General features: G+C 60.4%; 14 protein-coding genes. 5 read left to right on the plus strand and 9 right to left on the minus strand.

The genetic code is table 11. From position 1 onward, the window contains the following. Positions 1–35: 35 nt before the first annotated feature. Positions 36–3,266 carry a carbamoyl-phosphate synthase large subunit gene (gene carB / locus ALP8811_RS00840; protein WP_108855310.1) on the plus strand — a complete coding sequence of 1,077 codons (3,231 nt, stop codon included), beginning with the start codon at positions 36–38 and terminating at the stop codon, positions 3,264–3,266. A gap of 123 nt (positions 3,267–3,389) precedes the next feature. Then, positions 3,390–3,707, plus strand: a complete 318-nt coding sequence (locus tag ALP8811_RS00845; RefSeq protein WP_245924479.1) for a hypothetical protein — start codon at positions 3,390–3,392, stop codon at positions 3,705–3,707. On the opposite strand, the gene ALP8811_RS00850 is transcribed toward ALP8811_RS00845, so the two are convergent. The 6 genes from ALP8811_RS00850 to ALP8811_RS00875 form a co-directional block, all read right to left on the minus strand. Next, positions 3,704–4,738 (minus strand): fatty acid desaturase, encoded by a 1,035-nt coding sequence (locus ALP8811_RS00850; RefSeq protein ID WP_108855311.1) that lies wholly within the window; start codon positions 4,736–4,738, stop codon positions 3,704–3,706. The two genes, ALP8811_RS00845 and ALP8811_RS00850, sit on opposite strands and share 4 nt — an antisense overlap. 108 nt (positions 4,739–4,846) lie before the next feature. Continuing rightward, a complete protein-coding gene (locus ALP8811_RS00855; RefSeq protein ID WP_108855312.1) occupies positions 4,847–5,248 on the minus strand; it encodes a DUF4864 domain-containing protein in 402 nt (133 codons plus the stop codon). An 84-nt stretch (positions 5,249–5,332) separates the two neighbouring features. Further along, the gene (locus ALP8811_RS00860) at positions 5,333–5,812 is read right to left on the minus strand and encodes a hypothetical protein (RefSeq protein WP_146183970.1); all 480 of its coding nucleotides are present in this window, start codon (positions 5,810–5,812) and stop codon (positions 5,333–5,335) included. Between the two features lie 67 nt (positions 5,813–5,879). Beyond that, positions 5,880–7,280 (minus strand): 30S ribosomal protein S12 methylthiotransferase RimO, encoded by a 1,401-nt coding sequence (gene rimO / locus ALP8811_RS00865; RefSeq protein WP_108855314.1) that lies wholly within the window; start codon positions 7,278–7,280, stop codon positions 5,880–5,882. 104 nt (positions 7,281–7,384) lie between these two features. Continuing rightward, positions 7,385–7,975 carry a GcrA family cell cycle regulator gene (locus ALP8811_RS00870; protein ID WP_108855315.1) on the minus strand — a complete coding sequence of 197 codons (591 nt, stop codon included), beginning with the start codon at positions 7,973–7,975 and terminating at the stop codon, positions 7,385–7,387. A 108-nt stretch (positions 7,976–8,083) separates the two neighbouring features. Beyond that, positions 8,084–8,959 (minus strand): DMT family transporter, encoded by an 876-nt coding sequence (locus tag ALP8811_RS00875; RefSeq protein WP_108855316.1) that lies wholly within the window; start codon positions 8,957–8,959, stop codon positions 8,084–8,086. Positions 8,960–9,208: 249 nt separating this feature from the next. Here ALP8811_RS00875 and ALP8811_RS00880 point away from each other — a divergent pair, with 249 nt between their 5' ends. Further along, the gene (locus ALP8811_RS00880) at positions 9,209–10,390 is read left to right on the plus strand and encodes an aspartate aminotransferase family protein (RefSeq protein WP_108855317.1); all 1,182 of its coding nucleotides are present in this window, start codon (positions 9,209–9,211) and stop codon (positions 10,388–10,390) included. Further along, positions 10,387–11,313 carry an ornithine carbamoyltransferase gene (gene argF / locus ALP8811_RS00885; protein WP_108855318.1) on the plus strand — a complete coding sequence of 309 codons (927 nt, stop codon included), beginning with the start codon at positions 10,387–10,389 and terminating at the stop codon, positions 11,311–11,313. The genes ALP8811_RS00880 and argF overlap by 4 nt, the downstream gene beginning before the upstream one ends. Before the next feature lie 66 nt (positions 11,314–11,379). Here argF and ALP8811_RS00890 read toward each other — a convergent pair whose 3' ends face one another. The 3 genes from ALP8811_RS00890 to hrpB form a co-directional block, all read right to left on the minus strand. Next, entirely contained in the window at positions 11,380–12,861 is a 1,482-nt protein-coding gene (locus ALP8811_RS00890; protein WP_108855319.1) for an inorganic phosphate transporter, read from the minus strand. 128 nt (positions 12,862–12,989) lie between these two features. Continuing rightward, entirely contained in the window at positions 12,990–13,403 is a 414-nt protein-coding gene (locus tag ALP8811_RS00895; RefSeq protein WP_245924481.1) for an NUDIX hydrolase, read from the minus strand. A gap of 161 nt (positions 13,404–13,564) precedes the next feature. Then, entirely contained in the window at positions 13,565–16,018 is a 2,454-nt protein-coding gene (hrpB, locus tag ALP8811_RS00900) for an ATP-dependent helicase HrpB (RefSeq protein ID WP_108855321.1), read from the minus strand. A gap of 131 nt (positions 16,019–16,149) precedes the next feature. Between hrpB and meaB the strand changes: the two genes are divergently transcribed. Further along, positions 16,150–17,136: a methylmalonyl Co-A mutase-associated GTPase MeaB gene (meaB, locus tag ALP8811_RS00905; RefSeq protein ID WP_108855322.1), complete on the plus strand. Its 987-nt coding sequence runs from the start codon at positions 16,150–16,152 to the stop codon at positions 17,134–17,136. Positions 17,137–17,301 lie beyond the last annotated feature (165 nt).

The raw sequence follows: 17,301 nt of genomic DNA on the forward strand, positions 1-17,301 counted from the left end.
CCGTAACGCGATCCAGTCTGCCGATGGGGGTTACCATGCCGAAAAGAACCGATATCAACTCGATCATGATCATCGGCGCGGGGCCCATTATTATTGGGCAGGCCTGCGAGTTTGACTACTCGGGTGCGCAAGCTTGTAAAGCGCTGCGCGAAGAAGGCTACCGCGTCATTCTGGTGAACTCGAACCCGGCGACGATCATGACCGACCCAGGTCTGGCTGATGCCACGTATATCGAGCCGATCACCGCCGAAGTCGTCGCCAAGATCATCGAGAAAGAGCGCCCCGACGCGCTGCTGCCCACGATGGGTGGTCAGACGGGTCTGAACACCGCGCTGGAACTGGACGATCTGGGAGTGCTGGACAAGTACAATGTGGAACTGATCGGCGCCAAGCGCGACGCCATCGAGATGGCTGAAGACCGCAAGCTGTTCCGCGAAGCGATGGACCGTCTGGGCATCGAAAATCCCCGTGCCACCATCGCAACCACGATGGAAGAATGCATGGACGCGTTGGACGATATCGGCCTGCCCGCCATCATCCGCCCCGCTTTCACCATGGGTGGCACTGGCGGTGGCGTGGCGTATAACCGCGAAGAATACGAACACTATTGCGGCACCGGCCTAGACGCTTCGCCCGTCAATCAGATCCTGATCGACGAAAGCCTTTTGGGTTGGAAAGAATTCGAGATGGAGGTCGTGCGTGACACCGCCGACAACGCCATCATCGTGTGTTCCATCGAAAACATCGATCCGATGGGTGTGCACACGGGCGACTCGATCACTGTCGCGCCTGCGCTGACCCTGACCGATAAAGAATTCCAACTGATGCGCACCCACTCGATCAACGTGCTGCGCGAGATCGGTGTGGAAACTGGCGGATCGAACGTGCAGTGGGCTGTGAACCCTGCCGACGGTCGTATGGTCGTCATCGAAATGAACCCGCGCGTGTCGCGTTCGTCGGCGCTGGCCTCGAAAGCCACCGGTTTCCCAATTGCCAAGATCGCCGCGAAACTGGCCGTGGGCTATACGCTGGACGAGCTGGACAACGACATCACCAAGGTCACGCCCGCCTCGTTCGAGCCGACCATCGACTATGTCGTCACCAAGATCCCGCGTTTCGCCTTCGAGAAATTTCCCGGAGCCAAGCCCGAACTGACCACCGCGATGAAATCCGTGGGCGAGGTCATGTCGATCGGCCGCACCATCCACGAATCGATGCAGAAGGCTCTGGCCTCGATGGAAACCGGTCTGACCGGCTTTGACGAGATCGAGATTGAAGGTGCGCCCGAAGAGCCCGCCATCATCAAAGCCATCTCGGAACAACGTCCTGACCGCATCCTGAAGATCGCACAGGCCATGCGCCACGGCATGTCGAATTCCGACATCCAGCGCGTGACGGCGTTCGACCCGTGGTTCCTGGATCGCATCCGCGAAATCGTGGACGCTGAAGCTGAGGTTCGCGAAAACGGTCTGTCGCAAGACGAGGCTGGGCTGCGTAAGCTTAAGATGATGGGCTTTACGGACGCCCGTCTGGCCACGCTCAGCGGTCGCACTGAAAAAGACGTGCGCGACACGCGCCGGAATGCTGGCGTGAACGCCGTATTCAAGCGCATCGACACCTGCGCCGCTGAATTTGAAGCGCAAACGCCTTACATGTATTCGACCTATGAAGCCCCGATGATGGGCGAGGTGGAATGCGAAGCTCGCCCGTCCGACCGTAAGAAAGTCGTTATTTTGGGCGGTGGTCCGAACCGGATCGGGCAGGGGATCGAGTTCGATTACTGCTGCTGTCACGCCTGTTTCGCGCTGACGGATGCTGGCTATGAAACCATCATGGTCAACTGTAACCCGGAAACGGTGTCGACCGACTATGACACGTCGGACCGTCTGTATTTCGAACCGCTGACGTTCGAACACGTGATGGAAATTCTGCGTGTCGAACAGGACAACGGCACGCTGCATGGCGTCATTGTTCAGTTCGGCGGTCAGACCCCACTGAAGCTGGCCAATGCGCTGGAAGCAGAAGGTATTCCGATCCTTGGCACCACGCCGGACGCCATCGACCTTGCGGAAGATCGCGAACGTTTCCAGGCGCTGGTAAACCAGCTGGGTCTATTGCAACCGAAGAACGGCATTGCTTCGACCGACGAGCAAGCGCTTGAAATTGCCGAAGACATCGGCTTCCCGCTGGTGATCCGCCCGTCTTACGTTCTGGGTGGCCGCGCGATGGAGATCGTGCGCGACATGAGCCAGCTGAAACGCTACATCGCTGAGGCCGTCGTGGTGTCGGGCGACAGCCCTGTTCTGCTCGACAGCTATCTGGCTGGCGCGATCGAGGTTGACGTGGATGCGCTTTGCGACGGCGAAACCGTGCATGTCGCGGGCATCATGCAGCACATTGAAGAGGCTGGCGTTCACTCGGGCGACAGTGGCTGCTCGTTGCCGCCCTACAGCCTGTCTGCCGACATCATTGCCCGGCTGCGTCACCAGTCGCACCAACTTGCACTGGCACTGAACGTGGTTGGCCTGATGAACGTGCAGTTTGCCGTGAAAGACGACGAGATCTATCTGATCGAGGTTAACCCTCGCGCTTCGCGTACTGTGCCGTTCGTGGCGAAGGCGGTTCTGTCGCCCATCGCCTCGATCGCTGCGCGCGTCATGGCGGGTGAAAAGCTGGACGCCTTCGATCTGGTTAACCCCGAGATCGACACCTACGCAGTGAAAGAGGCCGTACTGCCCTTCGCACGCTTCCCCGGTGTGGACACGATCCTAGGCCCGGAAATGCGGTCGACCGGCGAAGTCATGGGCGCGGACAAGGATTTCGCCATGGCCTTCCTGAAGGCCCAGCTGGGCGCTGGCACCATGCTGCCGACCGAAGGCACAGTGTTCCTGTCGATCAAGGATGGCGACAAGACCCCGCAACTGGTCGAAACCGCTCAGATGCTGGTCGAACAGGGCTTCCGCATCATTGCGACGTCGGGCACCGCCAAGTTCCTTGCCGAGAACGCGGTCGAGACCGACGTGGTCGCCAAGGCTTACGAGCCGGGCCGCTCGATCATCGACATCATGAAAGATGGCGAAGTGCATCTGGTCATGAACACGACCGAGGGTGCTCAGTCGGTCAATGACAGCCGCCAGATGCGCAACGTCGCTTTGATGGACAAGATCCCATACTACACCACTCTGGCCGGCAGCCACGCTGCTGCCCGTGCCATGAAAACCCGCGGTGAACGCGAGATCACGGTGAAAGCGCTGCAAGAGGTTTAAGCCTCGCAGACAGAACAGAACGAAGGGCGCGGCAATCCCGCGCCCTTTTTGTTGCTTCTGTGAAATGTTCGCCCGACACGCGCGACCTGTGATATGCTTTTCTCAAACAGAAGGAGAGCAGTGATGAAACTCTTTGCCCCCATGATCGCCCCTGTCGCGCTTGTAGGTCTTCTGGCTGGGTGCGAGGTGACAAACCCGACCACTACGCCAACGACCAACGTCACGGACTTACCGCTGATGGGCGGATATCGCTCGCCTGCGGATGAATGCGAAAAGCTGGGTGAGAACGAGCTGACCATCAACTATCTGGACCACACGGCCCACTTGGTCGGCTGCCCCGAAGACTATGAGGGTCTGGGCGTGTTCCAAGTCGATACAGGCGGCACCGAGGTCGCCCGTATTGATGGTTGGGTACTGTTCAGTATCCCGCGCGGGTATTAACCGTAAAGCTGCTGTGCTTGTGAGAAAGACATCAGCTTTTTGCTTTTCTCGTCCCACAGGTGCAGCCGTGCACTGGCCAGACTTTCGCGGATCGTCATGCGATTAATCGTCGCCAGATATTCGTTTTCCTTCAGCACCTCAGTCAGGCGGTAGAACGGGATACGGCTGTGCAGGTGATGCACATGGTGAATGCCGATATTCGCGCTGAACCACTGCAGGATGGCGGGCATCACATAGTGCGAGCTGCCGTGCAGTGCCGCATCGTGTAGCTGCCAATCCTCTTCGGCCTTCCAGTGCGTCTCTTCGAACTGGTGTTGGATATAGAACAGCCACATGCCAGCGGTGGCAGCCAGCAACGTGGTGGGCAGGAAGATCAGCAGGACGGGCATCAGCCCTCCGAAATACCAGATCACTACCAGCGCTGCGACGATGACAAGGTTTGTTCCCATGGCGCTGATCCAATACCGCGCGGCGTTCATCAATCCGAACGGAAGGCGGTTTTGCAGTAGGAACAGGTAACCGGGCGCAAAGCCGAACAGAGTGATCGGGTTGCGATACAGCCGGTACTGAAACTGACGCATCGGCGACAGCGCATTATATTCGGCAACGGTCAGGGTCATGATGTCCCCGATCCCGCGCTTGCCAAGATTGCCGGCCGAGTTGTGGTGAATCGAGTGGGTGCGTTTCCAAACGTCATAGGGCGTCAACGTGAGGACACCGATCGCCCGGCCAACCCAGTCGCTGACTGTCCGGCTTTTGAAGACCGAACCGTGTCCGCAATCATGCTGGATGGCAAACAGGCGCAAAAGAAAAGCCGCGTTGAACAGTGCGATGCCAAGGCTCAGCCATGGGCTGATTGACAGGCAGTACCATGCAAGGGCCCAGAGAAGCAGGAAGGGAACCGCGCTGACCGCCAGCTCGAAGATGCTGCGAAGCGTGCTTGGTTCGCGATACTTAGCAAGTGTTCTGACCCAGTCGCGTGCTGAGGTCTCATCGTGTTCTGGCAGCGGTATCTGTGAAAGCTCTGTCATGGGCCTGCTTTTGTGGTTTCAGGCCATTCGGATAGACTATCGGGTCAACATAGCAAGCGAATAATGCAATATGTTGCTGACTCTCGTTAAACGGGAGCTTCTGTCAACCTATGCGCTGAGGCCGATAGGGCCGATGCGATAGACGCCGTTGATCCGCCAATCGCCGTCGATGACGATCATTTCGTATGCGAACCAGTGATCCTGACCGGACTGATCCTGAATGCGCAGGCGCTGCAGCGTATAGCTGCCGTTCGTGATCTGGTCGACATACTCAAGCTCGGCCGGATTCTGCACCATGGGATAGCCGTTCTGCACCATCATGCCGAAAGCTTCGGGCGTGCCAAACAGGCTTTGGATCGTCGGCGAGGCATAGGAAAATGCCTTGTCCGCATCCTGCGCCCCGAACGCGTCGATCTGGGACGAGATCACATCCTCGATGCTTTGTTCCTGTGCATAGGCTGGGGAGAGCATGAGCGCCATCGCCAGAAGAAGAGATGTGGGAAACCTCATGTATATCACCTCCTTTATGAAGACGAATACGGGACGAGGCGTGTTTTGGATCAGTCCAAGATCAAGCAGTCAGTGCACGTGGGGTCAGTTGCAGGAATGGATACCCCGTGTGGCAACTGCCTTCCAATCGTCCCCCAGCACCTCTTTGGCGTCGATTGCGGTCTTATAGCCGCGGTCACGGGGCTTAAACATGTGGACATACAAGTTTGTCTCATGCGCGCCGGTCAAATGAACCTTTTGATTTCCAAAATAGGCGACTGTGACGCCATTGGCCGTGTTGCCGTACACGTTGGCGTCGTCATATGCGTCCGCGTCGGTCGAGTTCAATACAGTTGCACGGGTGTTGTTGGCCGAAGAGCTGCTTAGGATCTCGAAGCGGTCATAGCCACGGCGCAGCGTTTCGACGGCGGCCAGTTCACGCTCGACCCGTGCAGCCGCTGCCGGGCCGCATGCCGCCGCGGTGGAGGTCTTCAGAACAAACTGACTTTGCAGGTCATTGGTTGATTTGCATCCAGCAAATGCCGCCAGAGTGAGGGCCAATGCCATTCCGTTAAGTAGCTTCATTTGGAAAATGCTCCGAGTGTGTCCAGCACCAACTTAGCCGAGAGCTTCGTCGGGGCAACCCTTGCCGTTACGATTGTCGCTTGATTGCGCCCCACAAATCATACTCGCCCGCCTCGTCGACCTCGACAGACACGATATCCCCGACGCTCAGCCCCTCGGTGCCGTCGTCGATGAACAGGTTGCCGTCGATCTCGGGCGCATCGGCCTTGGTGCGGCAGGTGGCGATGCCATCTTCGTCGATATCGTCGACGATCACGTCCATCACCTGACCGACTTTCGCCGCCAGCTTGGCTTCGGAAATCGCCTGCGCCTTTTCCATGAAGCGGTCCCAGCGGTCCTGCTTGACCTCGGCGGGGACGTGGTCGGGCAGGTCGTTCGAGCGTGCGCCGTCAACATTTTCATATTGGAAGCAGCCGACGCGATCCAGTTGCGCCTCGTCCATCCAGTCCAAGAGGGTCTGGAACTCTTCTTCGGTTTCGCCGGGGTAGCCGACGATGAAGGTCGAGCGCAGGGTGATGTCCGGGCAGTCCGCGCGCCACGCAGAGATCTCGTCCAGTGTTTTGGACGCAGCCGCCGGGCGGGCCATACGTTTCAGCGTATCCGGGTGGGCGTGCTGGAACGGGATGTCCAGATAGGGCAGGATCAGCCCTTCGGCCATCAGCGGGATCAGATTGCGCACATGAGGATAGGGATAGACATAGTGTAGGCGGACCCACAGGTCCTTGCCCGCGCCGAGCGCACCAAGATCACGCGCCAGATCGGTGATATGCGCGCGATGCCCACGTTCTTGCGCGTGTTTGATGTCGACGCCATAGGCCGAGGTGTCTTGCGAAATCACCAGCAGTTCTTTCACACCGGCGTCTACCAGCTTGCCAGCCTCGCGGATGACCGCGTGGGCCGGACGGCTGGCCAGTTTCCCGCGCATGTCGGGGATGATGCAGAACTTGCACTTGTGGTTACAGCCTTCCGAGATCTTCAGATAGCTGTAGTGGCGCGGGGTCAGGCTGACGCCTGTGGAGGGCAGAAGGTCGATGAACGGGTCGGGGCTGGGCGGCACGGCGCCATGCACGGCGTCCAGAACCTGTTCGTACTGATGCGGACCGGTGACGGCCAACACGCTGGGATGGGTGCCGCGGATGTAATCTTCCTCTGCGCCCAGACAGCCGGTGACGATCACTTTGCCGTTTTCGTTTAGGGCTTCCCCGATTGCTTCAAGGCTTTCGGCCTTGGCGCTATCCAGAAATCCGCAAGTGTTCACAATCACCGCATCCGCACCGGAATAATCGGGGCTGATCGCATAGCCCTCGGCGCGCAGGCGCGTCAGGATGCGTTCGCTGTCGACCAGCGCCTTGGGACAGCCAAGGCTGACCATGCCCACGGTGGGCTGACCTTTGCGGACGGGGTCCGTAAAACGGGCTTTCGGAGCAAGGTCGGGACGCAGGTTGGGCGGATTTGCAGGATTTGTCATGGCGGGCCGTATAGCTAAAGCTGGACGTTATGGGAAGGGCGCGGGGTCGGAATGCAAAAGCGCGCCCGGTGGGACGCGCTTTCGAAAAACTGTGTCGAGGTCGCTTACCGCTTACGATCGCGGCGCGAGGACATGGGCTGGAACGCCACGCCCACATGGGCCTCGCAATAGGGTTTGCCTTGCTGTACGCCCAGACCGCAGAACCAGAAGTCATCGGTGGCCGGGTCGCCCACGGGCCATTTGCAGGTCTTCTCGGTCAGTTCCATCAGGTTCAGACGCTTGGCGCCTTTCTCGACTTCGCTGACTTTGGCCAGCGCTTCAGGGCTGATTTCGTTGGCCGAGGGCTGCGGGGGCAGGGGTTGGCCTGCCGGAATGATCGCCTTGCGCGCCGGTGATACGGGCTTTGCTTCAGCTGCCGGAGCTGCTGCAGGTTTCGGCGCAGGTTCGGCCGCCTTCTTCGGAGCTGCCTTTGGCTTCGCTGCGGCCTTGGGCTTGGCGGCTGTCTTGGCCGTTGCCTTGTCGCCTGCAGGGGCTTTGCTGCCACCGCTCGAGCGGTTGGACAGACCCAGACGATGCACCTTGCCGATGACCGCATTGCGGGTCACACCACCAAGTTCCTTCGCGATGACCGAGGCCGATTGACCCTCGCCCCACATCTTCTTCAGGATTTCTACGCGCTCGTCGGTCCAGGACATGCTTTTTTCCCGTCTGCTTGGGGTAAGTCGCAATCGGACTCTGCCCCTTTGAATTCACAAGCCCCTATACTAATCACCCGCGCGGCGGATACAAGCCAAGAAGCTGGTTTACTTGGCTTGCCGACCCTCGCGCCACGCAAGAATTGCGCCGCCGGCCACGATAATGCCTGCCCCAAGCGCGCTGACCCAACCTGGCGTCACGCCAAACAGCCCAAAATCGTACAGTGCGGCGAAGATCAGCGTGGCATAAGAGAACGGCACGACAAAGCTTGCGTCCGCGCGCCGGATCGCCTGCACGTAACACGCCTGCGCCGAGGCCATCATGAACCCGAGCGCCGCCAACACGCCCCATTGCGCGGGCGTCGGGGACTGCCAAACGAACAACACAGCGCAAGAAGCGATGACCAACCCGATGGCGTTGTTGATGACAAGGATCTGTAGGGGTGCCTCGCGCCCGGCAAGGCGTTTGATGAAAATGGTCTCGAGCCCCAAAAGCGCCGCGGCCCCAAGCGCCAGCATCGCTGCCGGGTCAAAACTGGATGCGCCGGGGCGGATCAGGATCAGCGCGCCCACCAGCGCCATCGCGACGGAAAGCCAGCGCCAGGGGCCGACACGCTCGCCCAGAAGGGGGATGGCCAACAGCATGGCGAACACTGGGTTCAGAAAGCTGATCGCGGTCGCGTCTGCCAGCGGGATCAAGGTTGCCGCGGCAAACATCAGGGTCACGCCCGTGAACCCCGCCGCTGAACGTGCGACGTGAAGCTTCAAGTTGGGCCGCGTGATGCGCAAACGCCGGATCAGGGCAAATGTCCCAATCGCCAGAAACGCAAAGGTGAACCGTCCGTGTGTGATCTGGAAGGGATGCAAGGGCTCGCCCAACAGGTCTTTCCCCGCCAGCTTCGCCATCAGCGTCGTTCCCGCGATAAACACGGTGGCCACCAGCATGAAGCCGACAGCAGCAAGGGGGGAGTTGCGCGTTTCCATACATCCCTCCTACGCGGGGACATTCGGATTGAAAAGGCTGGACAGCAAGGGCGCGATCCCCTATCTGGCCCGCATGATCAAACGCACACATATCGCTGACATTCGACGCCGACGCACCCGCGCCTGACGTCCGTCCCCGTTTGATCCTGCGCTCCGTTTGCGCAAACCCACCCAAAACCATCTGGAAATTGTTGACTTGAGGCCCGCCATCCGGCACCCAAAGGCTTCTTTTTTGTAAAGGATACGACCATGATCCCGTCGCTTCTGCCGACCTATAACCGTGTAGACCTCGCCTTCGAGCGTGGCCAGGGCAGCTGGCTTGTCACGGATGGGGGCGAGCGATACCTGGATCTCGGCGCGGGCATCGCGGTGAACGCGCTGGGCCATGCCCATCCTGCATTGGTCGAGGTTCTGGCTGAACAGGGCGCAAAGCTTTGGCATGTGTCGAACCTCTATAAGATCCCGCAACAGCAAGCGCTGGCGGATCAGCTGGTTGACCTGACCTTTGCGGACACTGTGTTCTTTACCAACTCGGGCACCGAGGCGTGTGAGCTCGCCGTGAAAATGGCGCGGAAATACTGGTCGGACAAAGGTGAAGAGCGTGCGCGGATCATCGGTTTTGATGGCTCGTTCCATGGCCGCTCGTCCGCAGGGATCGCGGCTGCGGGTGGCGAAAAGCTGACCGCAGGTTTCGGTCCGCTTCTGCCCGGTTTCACGCATCTGCCGTTCGGAGACCTTGATGGTCTGACCAATGAACTGGCCGAAGGTGACGTGGCCGCCGTGATCATCGAACCCGTTCAGGGCGAGGGCGGTATTCGCCCCGTTCCGGACGACGAACTGAAAGCCATCCGTGCGGCCTGTGACGATGCGGGCGCGTTGTTGATCTTTGACGAAGTGCAGTGTGGCATGGGTCGGACCGGCAAGCTGTTCGCGCACGAGTTTTCGGGCGTCACGCCTGACATCATGATGGTCGCCAAAGGCATTGGCGGCGGTTTCCCCCTGGGCGCTGTTTTGGCGACCGAGGACGCCGCTTCCGGCATGGTCGCAGGCACCCACGGGTCCACCTATGGCGGCAACCCTCTGGCTTGTGCAGTCGGCTCGAAAGTGACCGAGATCGTCGCCGACCCTGCGTTCCTTGCCGAGGTCAGCCGCAAAGCGGGTCTGTTCCGTCAGAAATTGGAAGGCCTCGTTGCCGAACATCCCGATGTCTTTGAAGGCGTGCGTGGGTCGGGCTTGATGCTGGGTCTCAAATGCAAGGCGACCAACATGGATGTGCTGGCGAAATGCTATGACGCGAACCTGCTGTGCGTCCCTGCAGGTGACAACGTGCTGCGCATCCTGCCCGCGCTGACCATCGAAGACGAAGACATTTCCGAGGCGCTGACCCGCCTTGAAACCGCTGCCAAGGCTGTGGAGGGCCAGAGCGCATGACACATTTCCTTGACATCAACGCCACCGATACGAGCGACCTGAAAAGCATCATGTCCGAAGCCCACCGGATCAAGGCCGCACGCGCGGGTAAGACCAAGGGTGCACTGGATGATGAAAAGCCGCTGGACGGCCACATGGTGGCGCTGATCTTTGAAAAGCCCTCGACCCGGACGCGCGTCAGCTTTGACGTGGGCGTGCGCCAGATGGGCGGGCAGACGATGGTTCTGTCTGGCTCTGAAATGCAGTTGGGGCACGGCGAAACCGTCGCCGATACGGCCAAGGTACTGTCGCGCTATGTCGACATGATCATGATCCGGACCTTCGAAGAAGCCACGCTGCTTGAGATGGCCGAGCACGCCGACGTGCCGGTGATCAACGGGCTGACCAACCGCTCGCACCCGTGCCAGATCATGGCCGATATTCTGACCTACGAAGAACATCGCGGTTCGATCGAAGGCAAGAAAGTGGTTTGGGCAGGTGACGGCAACAATGTCTGTGCCTCGTTCCTACATGCTGCGGGCAAGTTCGGCTTTGACTTGACCTTCACTGGTCCGGAACCGCTGGACCCTGAAATGGGTTTTGTCGAAGAGGCCCGCGCCAAAGGTGTGAATGTCGAAATCGTGCGCGATCCGGTGAAAGCCGTGGAAGGTGCGGACCTGCTGGTGGCGGACACGTGGGTCTCGATGCACGACGCGCCCTCGGCGCGCGAACGCCGCCACAACCTGCTGCGCCCCTATCAGATCAATGACGAACTGATGGCGCACGCCAAACCCGATGCTCTATTCATGCATTGCTTGCCGGCGCACCGGGAAGAGGAAGTGACGAACTCGATCATGGATGGCCCGCAATCGGTGATCTTTGACGAGGCCGAGAACCGGCTGCACGCCCAGAAGGCCGTGATGCGTTGGTGCTTGGGCAAATAAGCCCCGCCAGCATCCAAAAAGAAAAGGGCGCCTCGATGGGCGCCCTTTTTTTATCTGTGTGCGTAATTACGCCACAAGCGCGTTCAGGATATAGAAGATCACGCTCGACATTAGGGCGGCTGCAGGCACGGTAATTACCCAGGCTGCCACGATGGTCATGAAATGCGAGCGGCGCACCAGCTTGCGACGACGGCGTTCTTCGGGCGGCAGGCGTTTCACTTCGGGGCGAGCGGCCATGGATTTTCGCAGACGGCGTTCCATGTGGTACTCGCGGTAAAAGCCCACGCCAAAGACGCCACCCACTGCAATGTGGGTCGAGCTGACGGGCAGACCCAGCCAGCTTGCCACGATCACGGTGATGGCGGCCGAAAGCGCCACGCAGTACGCACGCATCGGGTTCAGTTTGGTGATCTGGCTGCCGACCATGCGGATCAGCTTCGGGCCGAACAGCATCAGGCCAAAGCTGATGCCGAAGGCGCCGATGACCATCACCCATGTCGGGATCGAGACCTTCGCCGCAAAGTCGCCAAAGCTTTCAACGTGCACGATGGCGGCCAGCGGACCAACAGCATTTGCCACGTCGTTCGCCCCGTGTGCGAATGACAGAAGCGCGGCTGAGAAAATCAGCGGCAGGCCAAACAGGGTCTTCAGTGATTTGGTGCGGTTCTCAAGCCCGTCGGCCTGACGCGCGATCAGCGGTGCGGTGATCACATAGGCTGCCCCACCAACGGCGGCGCCGATCAAAAGCGCGGTGCCCAGATCGATCTTCACAACTCTTTTCAGACCTTTGATGGATAGATATGCGCCGAAAGCTGCCGCCATGATCCCGATCAGGATCGGCACCCAGCGTTTGGCCGCGGCAATCTTATCTTCCTGATAGACAATCTTGTGCTTGATCAGCGCCAAGAATGCCGCGGCAACGACACCGCCCAGAACGGGTGAGATCACCCAGCTTGCAGCGATCTTGCCCATGGTGGGCCAGCTGACTGCGGCAAAGCCCGCAGCTGCGATGCCCGCGCCCATGACGCCACCTACGACCGAGTGGGTGGTCGATACTGGCGCGCCAACCCACGTGGCAAGGTTCACCCATAGTGCAGAGGAAATCAGTGCTGCCATCATCGCCCAGACGAAGGTGCGCGAGTGCTCAAAGCCTGATGGGTCGATAATGCCTTTCGAAATGGTCGAGACAACGTCGCCCCCGGCCAAAAGCGCGCCCGCGCTTTCGAACAGCACTGCGATCACGATGGCGCCACCCATGGTCAACGCATTCGCGCCAACCGCAGGCCCCATGTTGTTGGCCACGTCATTCGCGCCGATGTTCAGCGCCATGTAGGCACCAAAAGCGGCAGCGATTACGACGACCAGCGATGTGGGAGTTTGACCGAAGAACACAGCTGCACCCAAGGCCGCCACTACGATGAACGCCAGTGCTACACCCAAGCCAACCAGCGGACGGGATACCAATTGCGTTGCATATTCAACTTGGGTGATCTTGTTCAGATCCTTGTCCAGCGTTTTCCACTGGTTGCCGCTGTTCTCGCCGCTCATGTCCCGTCCTCGCAAGCTGCTTGTCACACGGCCGTTGCACGACCGTTACAATTCAGCGCCCGCGCTAGCTTGTCAGGCTTACGATTGCAACAGATTCGATGAGTGAAGTGTGATCTAGGTTGGTGGACTTAGAAATCGCGCAACAGTTTGCGCAAACCCTTTTCCTGCACCATTTCGGCAGCTTCGTCAGGCGATACCCATGTGCGGGTGCGCATGTCAGCTTCGGGAAAGTCACTTTTCAGTTTCTCAACCTTCAACGGGAACACCGTGGCCGAGCAGTGTGCCAGCTCTCCGTCGTCCATTTCCTTGGGATAGCTGTATTCGCCAATAGGCGCGCGATCGAGCTGACCCTTCTTGACCCCGGCCTCTTCCCAGGCTTCCAGCGCGGCGGCATCGGCGTCATTTTTGCCTTCCATCGGCCAGCCCTTGGGAAGGATCCAGCGACCGGTTCCGCGGGACGTCACCAGCAACACTTGCTTGTCATCGCCATGACCACGATAGCACAGCGCCGCAACCTGAGGGCGGCTGGGGCGTTTCAGCATTGGTGATAGGACTGCGTCCCAAGCTTGTTTCAAAAGCGACGACATAGGGGGCCTGTAGATTTTTTGCTCATTCTTTTACTTATTGCACTGTTAAATAACTGTTTGCGCCTAAATTGCAAGTAAACGGGCCGTGATCTGGCAATTGGAGCCGGTTTGTGTGGCTATTTGCCCCTTGGCTTGGCACGCAAGGTCGGGTCCGCCACGGTCGGATCCTCGGGCCAGGGGTGTTTGGGATAGCGGCCGCGCATGTCCTTGCGCACATCGGCATAGCTGGTGGCCCAGAAGTTCGGAATGTCGGTGGTGGTCTGTACCGGGCGACGGGCTGGGGACAAAAGCGTTACGCGCAAGGGGGTCTTGCCCACGGTGGGGTGCCGTGTGACGCCGAACATCTCTTGCAGACGGAGGCTAATCTCGGGCGTGTCGCCAGAATAGTCGATGGGGGTTTTGTGACCCAAAGGCGTGATGAAATGGGCCGGAGACTCGGTATCCAGTCGCGACATCTGGTTCCAGTCCAGCATCGCACGCAGGGCCTCAAGGATCTCGAACTTCTTCCAATCAGCCGTGGTCTTCACGCCGGACAAGTGCGGCAGAAGCCAGCCTTCAAGCGTCGCCATCAGGGCGGGTTCGGTCATTTCAGGCAGCCCGTCTCCGCCGGCCCGCACCAGCTCGACCCGCGCGATGAACCGTTTCGCGGCAGCCGAGGGTCGCAGCCCCATTTCGCGCACGCCGTCGAGCATCGCGTAGGCCACAGCTTCCCGCGGGGCGTCTTTCCAGATCCGGTCATCCAGCACCATCGCGCCCAGACACTCCTGTCGCCGCGCGATCACGCGACCCTCGCGCTTGGACCACTGACAGCTGTCGATCCACGTGATCTGGTCTTCAAACAGCTCTCGCACTTCGCCTTCACTGATCTGGGTCGCTTGCCTTATCCGCGCCTCGCGCGGGTTGCCGTCCGTGTCGGTGATCACCAGCAGACGCGACCCCGCCAACACGTCGCCCTCGTCCATGATAGCCCCTTTGCCGCCAGACATGACGAAACGCGGGATATCACCGGGACGGCGCAGTGCCACCCGGTCGGGATAGGCCAAAGCCGCCATCTGTGCTGTGCTCAGATCAGGGCGCGCGTGCCCTGCCATCCGGCGCAGGCGCTTGGCCTCGGTCCGAATGCGTTCAACCCCGCCTCGGTTTGCTTGAATACCCCGCTTGGCTGCAAAGCCCCTTGGGTCGCGGATCGCCTCAAGCCGAAGGGTCAGGTCCATCGAGGCTCCACGGGGCAGGGGGTCCCGGTCGCTCCAAAGCGCGGCCAAATCGGCGGCGTCCGGTCCGGCCTCCAGCAGCATATGCCCCAGACGCGGATGCAGCGGCAGGCGGGACAGCTTCGCCCCATGATCGGTGATCCGCCCAGCATCATCCAACGCGCCAAGCCCGCGCAAAAGCGCCTGCGCTTCGGCCAATACCCCCGTATTGGGGGGTGTCAGAAACGCCAAATCTGTGCCGTCTGGGCTGCCCCAGCCAGCCAGTTCCAACGCTAAGGGGGCAAGGTCTGCGGTTTCAATCTCGGCGGGCGCGAAGGGGGGCATCCCGCCGTCCTCGCCCTTGGTCCAAAGTCGGTAACAGGTGCCGGGCGCGACACGCCCCGCGCGACCGCGACGTTGTTCGGCTTCGGCCTTGGAAACGCGCTCGGTCACCAGTCGGGACATGCTGCTGCCCGGATCGAACCGAGCGCGCCGCGCCTGTCCTGCATCCACCACCACACGGATGTCCTGAATGGTCAGCGAGGTCTCGGCAATTGCAGTTGCCAGCACGATCTTGCGCCCGTTTTTCGCAGGCTGAATGGCTGCGCGCTGGGCGGCGAAATCCATCGCGCCAAAAAGCGTATGCAGGTGACAGTCACTGGGTATCCGCCCCTTCAACGCGGCCTCGCAGCGTCGGATTTCGCCTTCGCCGGGCAGGAAGATCAGAACGCCGCCTTCTGTTTCGGCCAATGCACTCAGCACCAGATCCGCCGTGGCCTCGGGCAGCCGGGTGCCTTTTGCCAAGGGCCGTTCCAGATGCCGCGTCTCGACCGGAAAAGCCCGCCCTTCGGAGCGCACGATCGGCGCGTCGTCCAACAGTCGTGCCACCGGGTCCGCGTCCAGCGTGGCCGACATGACGACCAACTTCAGATCATCCCGCAGCGCGCCCATCGCTTCCCATGTCAGCGCCAGCCCCAAATCGGCATTCAGGGATCGCTCGTGAAACTCGTCAAAGATCACCGCGCCAATGCCGTCCAACGAGGGGTCAGACTGCAGCATCCGTGTCAGAATGCCCTCGGTCACGACCTCGATCCGGGTGGATTTCGACACCTTTGCCTCGCCCCGAATGCGATAGCCCACGGTCTCGCCCGCACGCTCGCCCAGCGTTTGCGCCATTCGTTCGGCGGCCCCACGCGCGGCCAAGCGACGTGGCTCTAGCATGATCAGCCGCCCGTCAAAGGATCCCGCTTTGAGCATCTCCAACGGTACCACCGTCGTTTTGCCCGCGCCCGGGGGGGCCATCAGCACTGCGCGGCCCTGTTCCCGCAGCGCCTGAAGCAGCGCTGGAATGGCGTCGTGTATGGGCAATTGGACCGTCATACCGTCCTTATCCGACGCCCTGCACGTCGGGTCCAGCCCAGATCACATCGTACATCGGCGCTAACATCCGTCGAGGCTCTGGACAGGGGCGTTTCGGCACGGCATGAACAGACCCGGAAAAGGGAGGCGACATGGACATTCAGGATCTGGCCAAACGGGTGATTGCGGGCGAACGCCGCGCCTTGGCACGTGCCATCACGCTGGTGGAAAGCGGCCGCGCCGATCACCGCGCGCAGGCGGTCGAACTTCTGGAAACCACCGCTCCTGAGGGTCGTCAGGCGCTGCGTATCGGTCTGTCCGGAACGCCCGGCGTTGGCAAATCCACCTTCATCGAAGCCTTCGGCATGTTTCTGATCGAAAAGGGTCTGAAAGTTGCAGTGCTGGCTGTGGATCCCAGCTCGGCGCGCTCGGGCGGGTCCATTCTGGGCGACAAGACCCGCATGGAAAGCCTGAGCCGCGAAAAGAACGCCTTCATCCGCCCCTCGCCGTCACAGGCGCAAATGGGCGGTGTGGCCCGCCGCACCCGCGAGGCTGTGGCGCTGTGTGAGGCTGCAGGTTTTGACATTGTCCTGATTGAAACCGTGGGGGTCGGCCAGTCCGAAACCATGGTCGCCGAGATGTCGGACCTGTTCCTTCTGCTTCTCGCCCCTGCTGGCGGTGACGAGTTGCAAGGCGTGAAGCGCGGCATCATGGAGATCGCCGACTTGATCTTGGTGAACAAAGCTGACGGCCCGCTGAAAGAAACCGCGATGCGCACCTGTGCGGATTACGCTGGCGCGCTGCGGCTTCTGCGTAAACGGGTCTATGATCCTGAGGGCTTCCCCAAAGCGCAAATGGTTTCCGCCGTCACCCATGACGGCCTGCCTGAGGCGTGGGAGACGATGGAAGAGCTGGTCGCATGGCGGCGCGAGCATGGTCACTGGGAAAAGCGCCGCGCCGCGCAGGCCCGCCACTGGTTCGAGGAAGACCTGCGTATCGGTCTTTTGTCTGCACTGGAAACAAGCAACGCCCGCGCGCGAATCGACGCGCTGGGCGGACAGGTGGCGGCTGGCGAGCTGTCAGCCTCGCGCGCTGCGGACGAGATGTTGGCCTTCTTGAAGTTGGCATCTGACAGCTGAGATCGGTCGCTTGCCATCAGGGGTTGATTAGCGCTAACGGCTGAGCTAGCGTAACCTCGAAACATGCAGGAGAATGCAGGATGAATCAGTTCAGGACCCCACCGCGACACTAGACGCTGGTCCTGTTGGGCTGTCGTCAGCCCCGATTATCCTTTGTATTACCCT

It is taken from the genome of Aliiroseovarius pelagivivens, assembly GCF_900302485.1.
GTDB classification, from domain to species: domain Bacteria; phylum Pseudomonadota; class Alphaproteobacteria; order Rhodobacterales; family Rhodobacteraceae; genus Aliiroseovarius; species Aliiroseovarius pelagivivens.

Bases quoted from the DNA above. Each gene is read 5' to 3' on its own strand.
- carB (WP_108855310.1), top strand. From the start codon at position 36: ATGCCGAAAAGAACCGATATCAACTCGATCATGATCATCGGCGCGGGG.
- ALP8811_RS00845 (WP_245924479.1), top strand. From the start codon at position 3,390: ATGAAACTCTTTGCCCCCATGATCGCCCCTGTCGCGCTTGTAGGTCTT.
- ALP8811_RS00850 (WP_108855311.1), bottom strand. From the start codon at position 4,738: ATGACAGAGCTTTCACAGATACCGCTGCCAGAACACGATGAGACCTCA.
- ALP8811_RS00855 (WP_108855312.1), bottom strand. From the start codon at position 5,248: ATGAGGTTTCCCACATCTCTTCTTCTGGCGATGGCGCTCATGCTCTCC.
- ALP8811_RS00860 (WP_146183970.1), bottom strand. From the start codon at position 5,812: ATGAAGCTACTTAACGGAATGGCATTGGCCCTCACTCTGGCGGCATTT.
- rimO (WP_108855314.1), bottom strand. From the start codon at position 7,280: ATGACAAATCCTGCAAATCCGCCCAACCTGCGTCCCGACCTTGCTCCG.
- ALP8811_RS00870 (WP_108855315.1), bottom strand. From the start codon at position 7,975: ATGTCCTGGACCGACGAGCGCGTAGAAATCCTGAAGAAGATGTGGGGC.
- ALP8811_RS00875 (WP_108855316.1), bottom strand. From the start codon at position 8,959: ATGGAAACGCGCAACTCCCCCCTTGCTGCTGTCGGCTTCATGCTGGTG.
- ALP8811_RS00880 (WP_108855317.1), top strand. From the start codon at position 9,209: ATGATCCCGTCGCTTCTGCCGACCTATAACCGTGTAGACCTCGCCTTC.
- argF (WP_108855318.1), top strand. From the start codon at position 10,387: ATGACACATTTCCTTGACATCAACGCCACCGATACGAGCGACCTGAAA.
- ALP8811_RS00890 (WP_108855319.1), bottom strand. From the start codon at position 12,861: ATGAGCGGCGAGAACAGCGGCAACCAGTGGAAAACGCTGGACAAGGAT.
- ALP8811_RS00895 (WP_245924481.1), bottom strand. From the start codon at position 13,403: ATGCTGAAACGCCCCAGCCGCCCTCAGGTTGCGGCGCTGTGCTATCGT.
- hrpB (WP_108855321.1), bottom strand. From the start codon at position 16,018: ATGACGGTCCAATTGCCCATACACGACGCCATTCCAGCGCTGCTTCAG.
- meaB (WP_108855322.1), top strand. From the start codon at position 16,150: ATGGACATTCAGGATCTGGCCAAACGGGTGATTGCGGGCGAACGCCGC.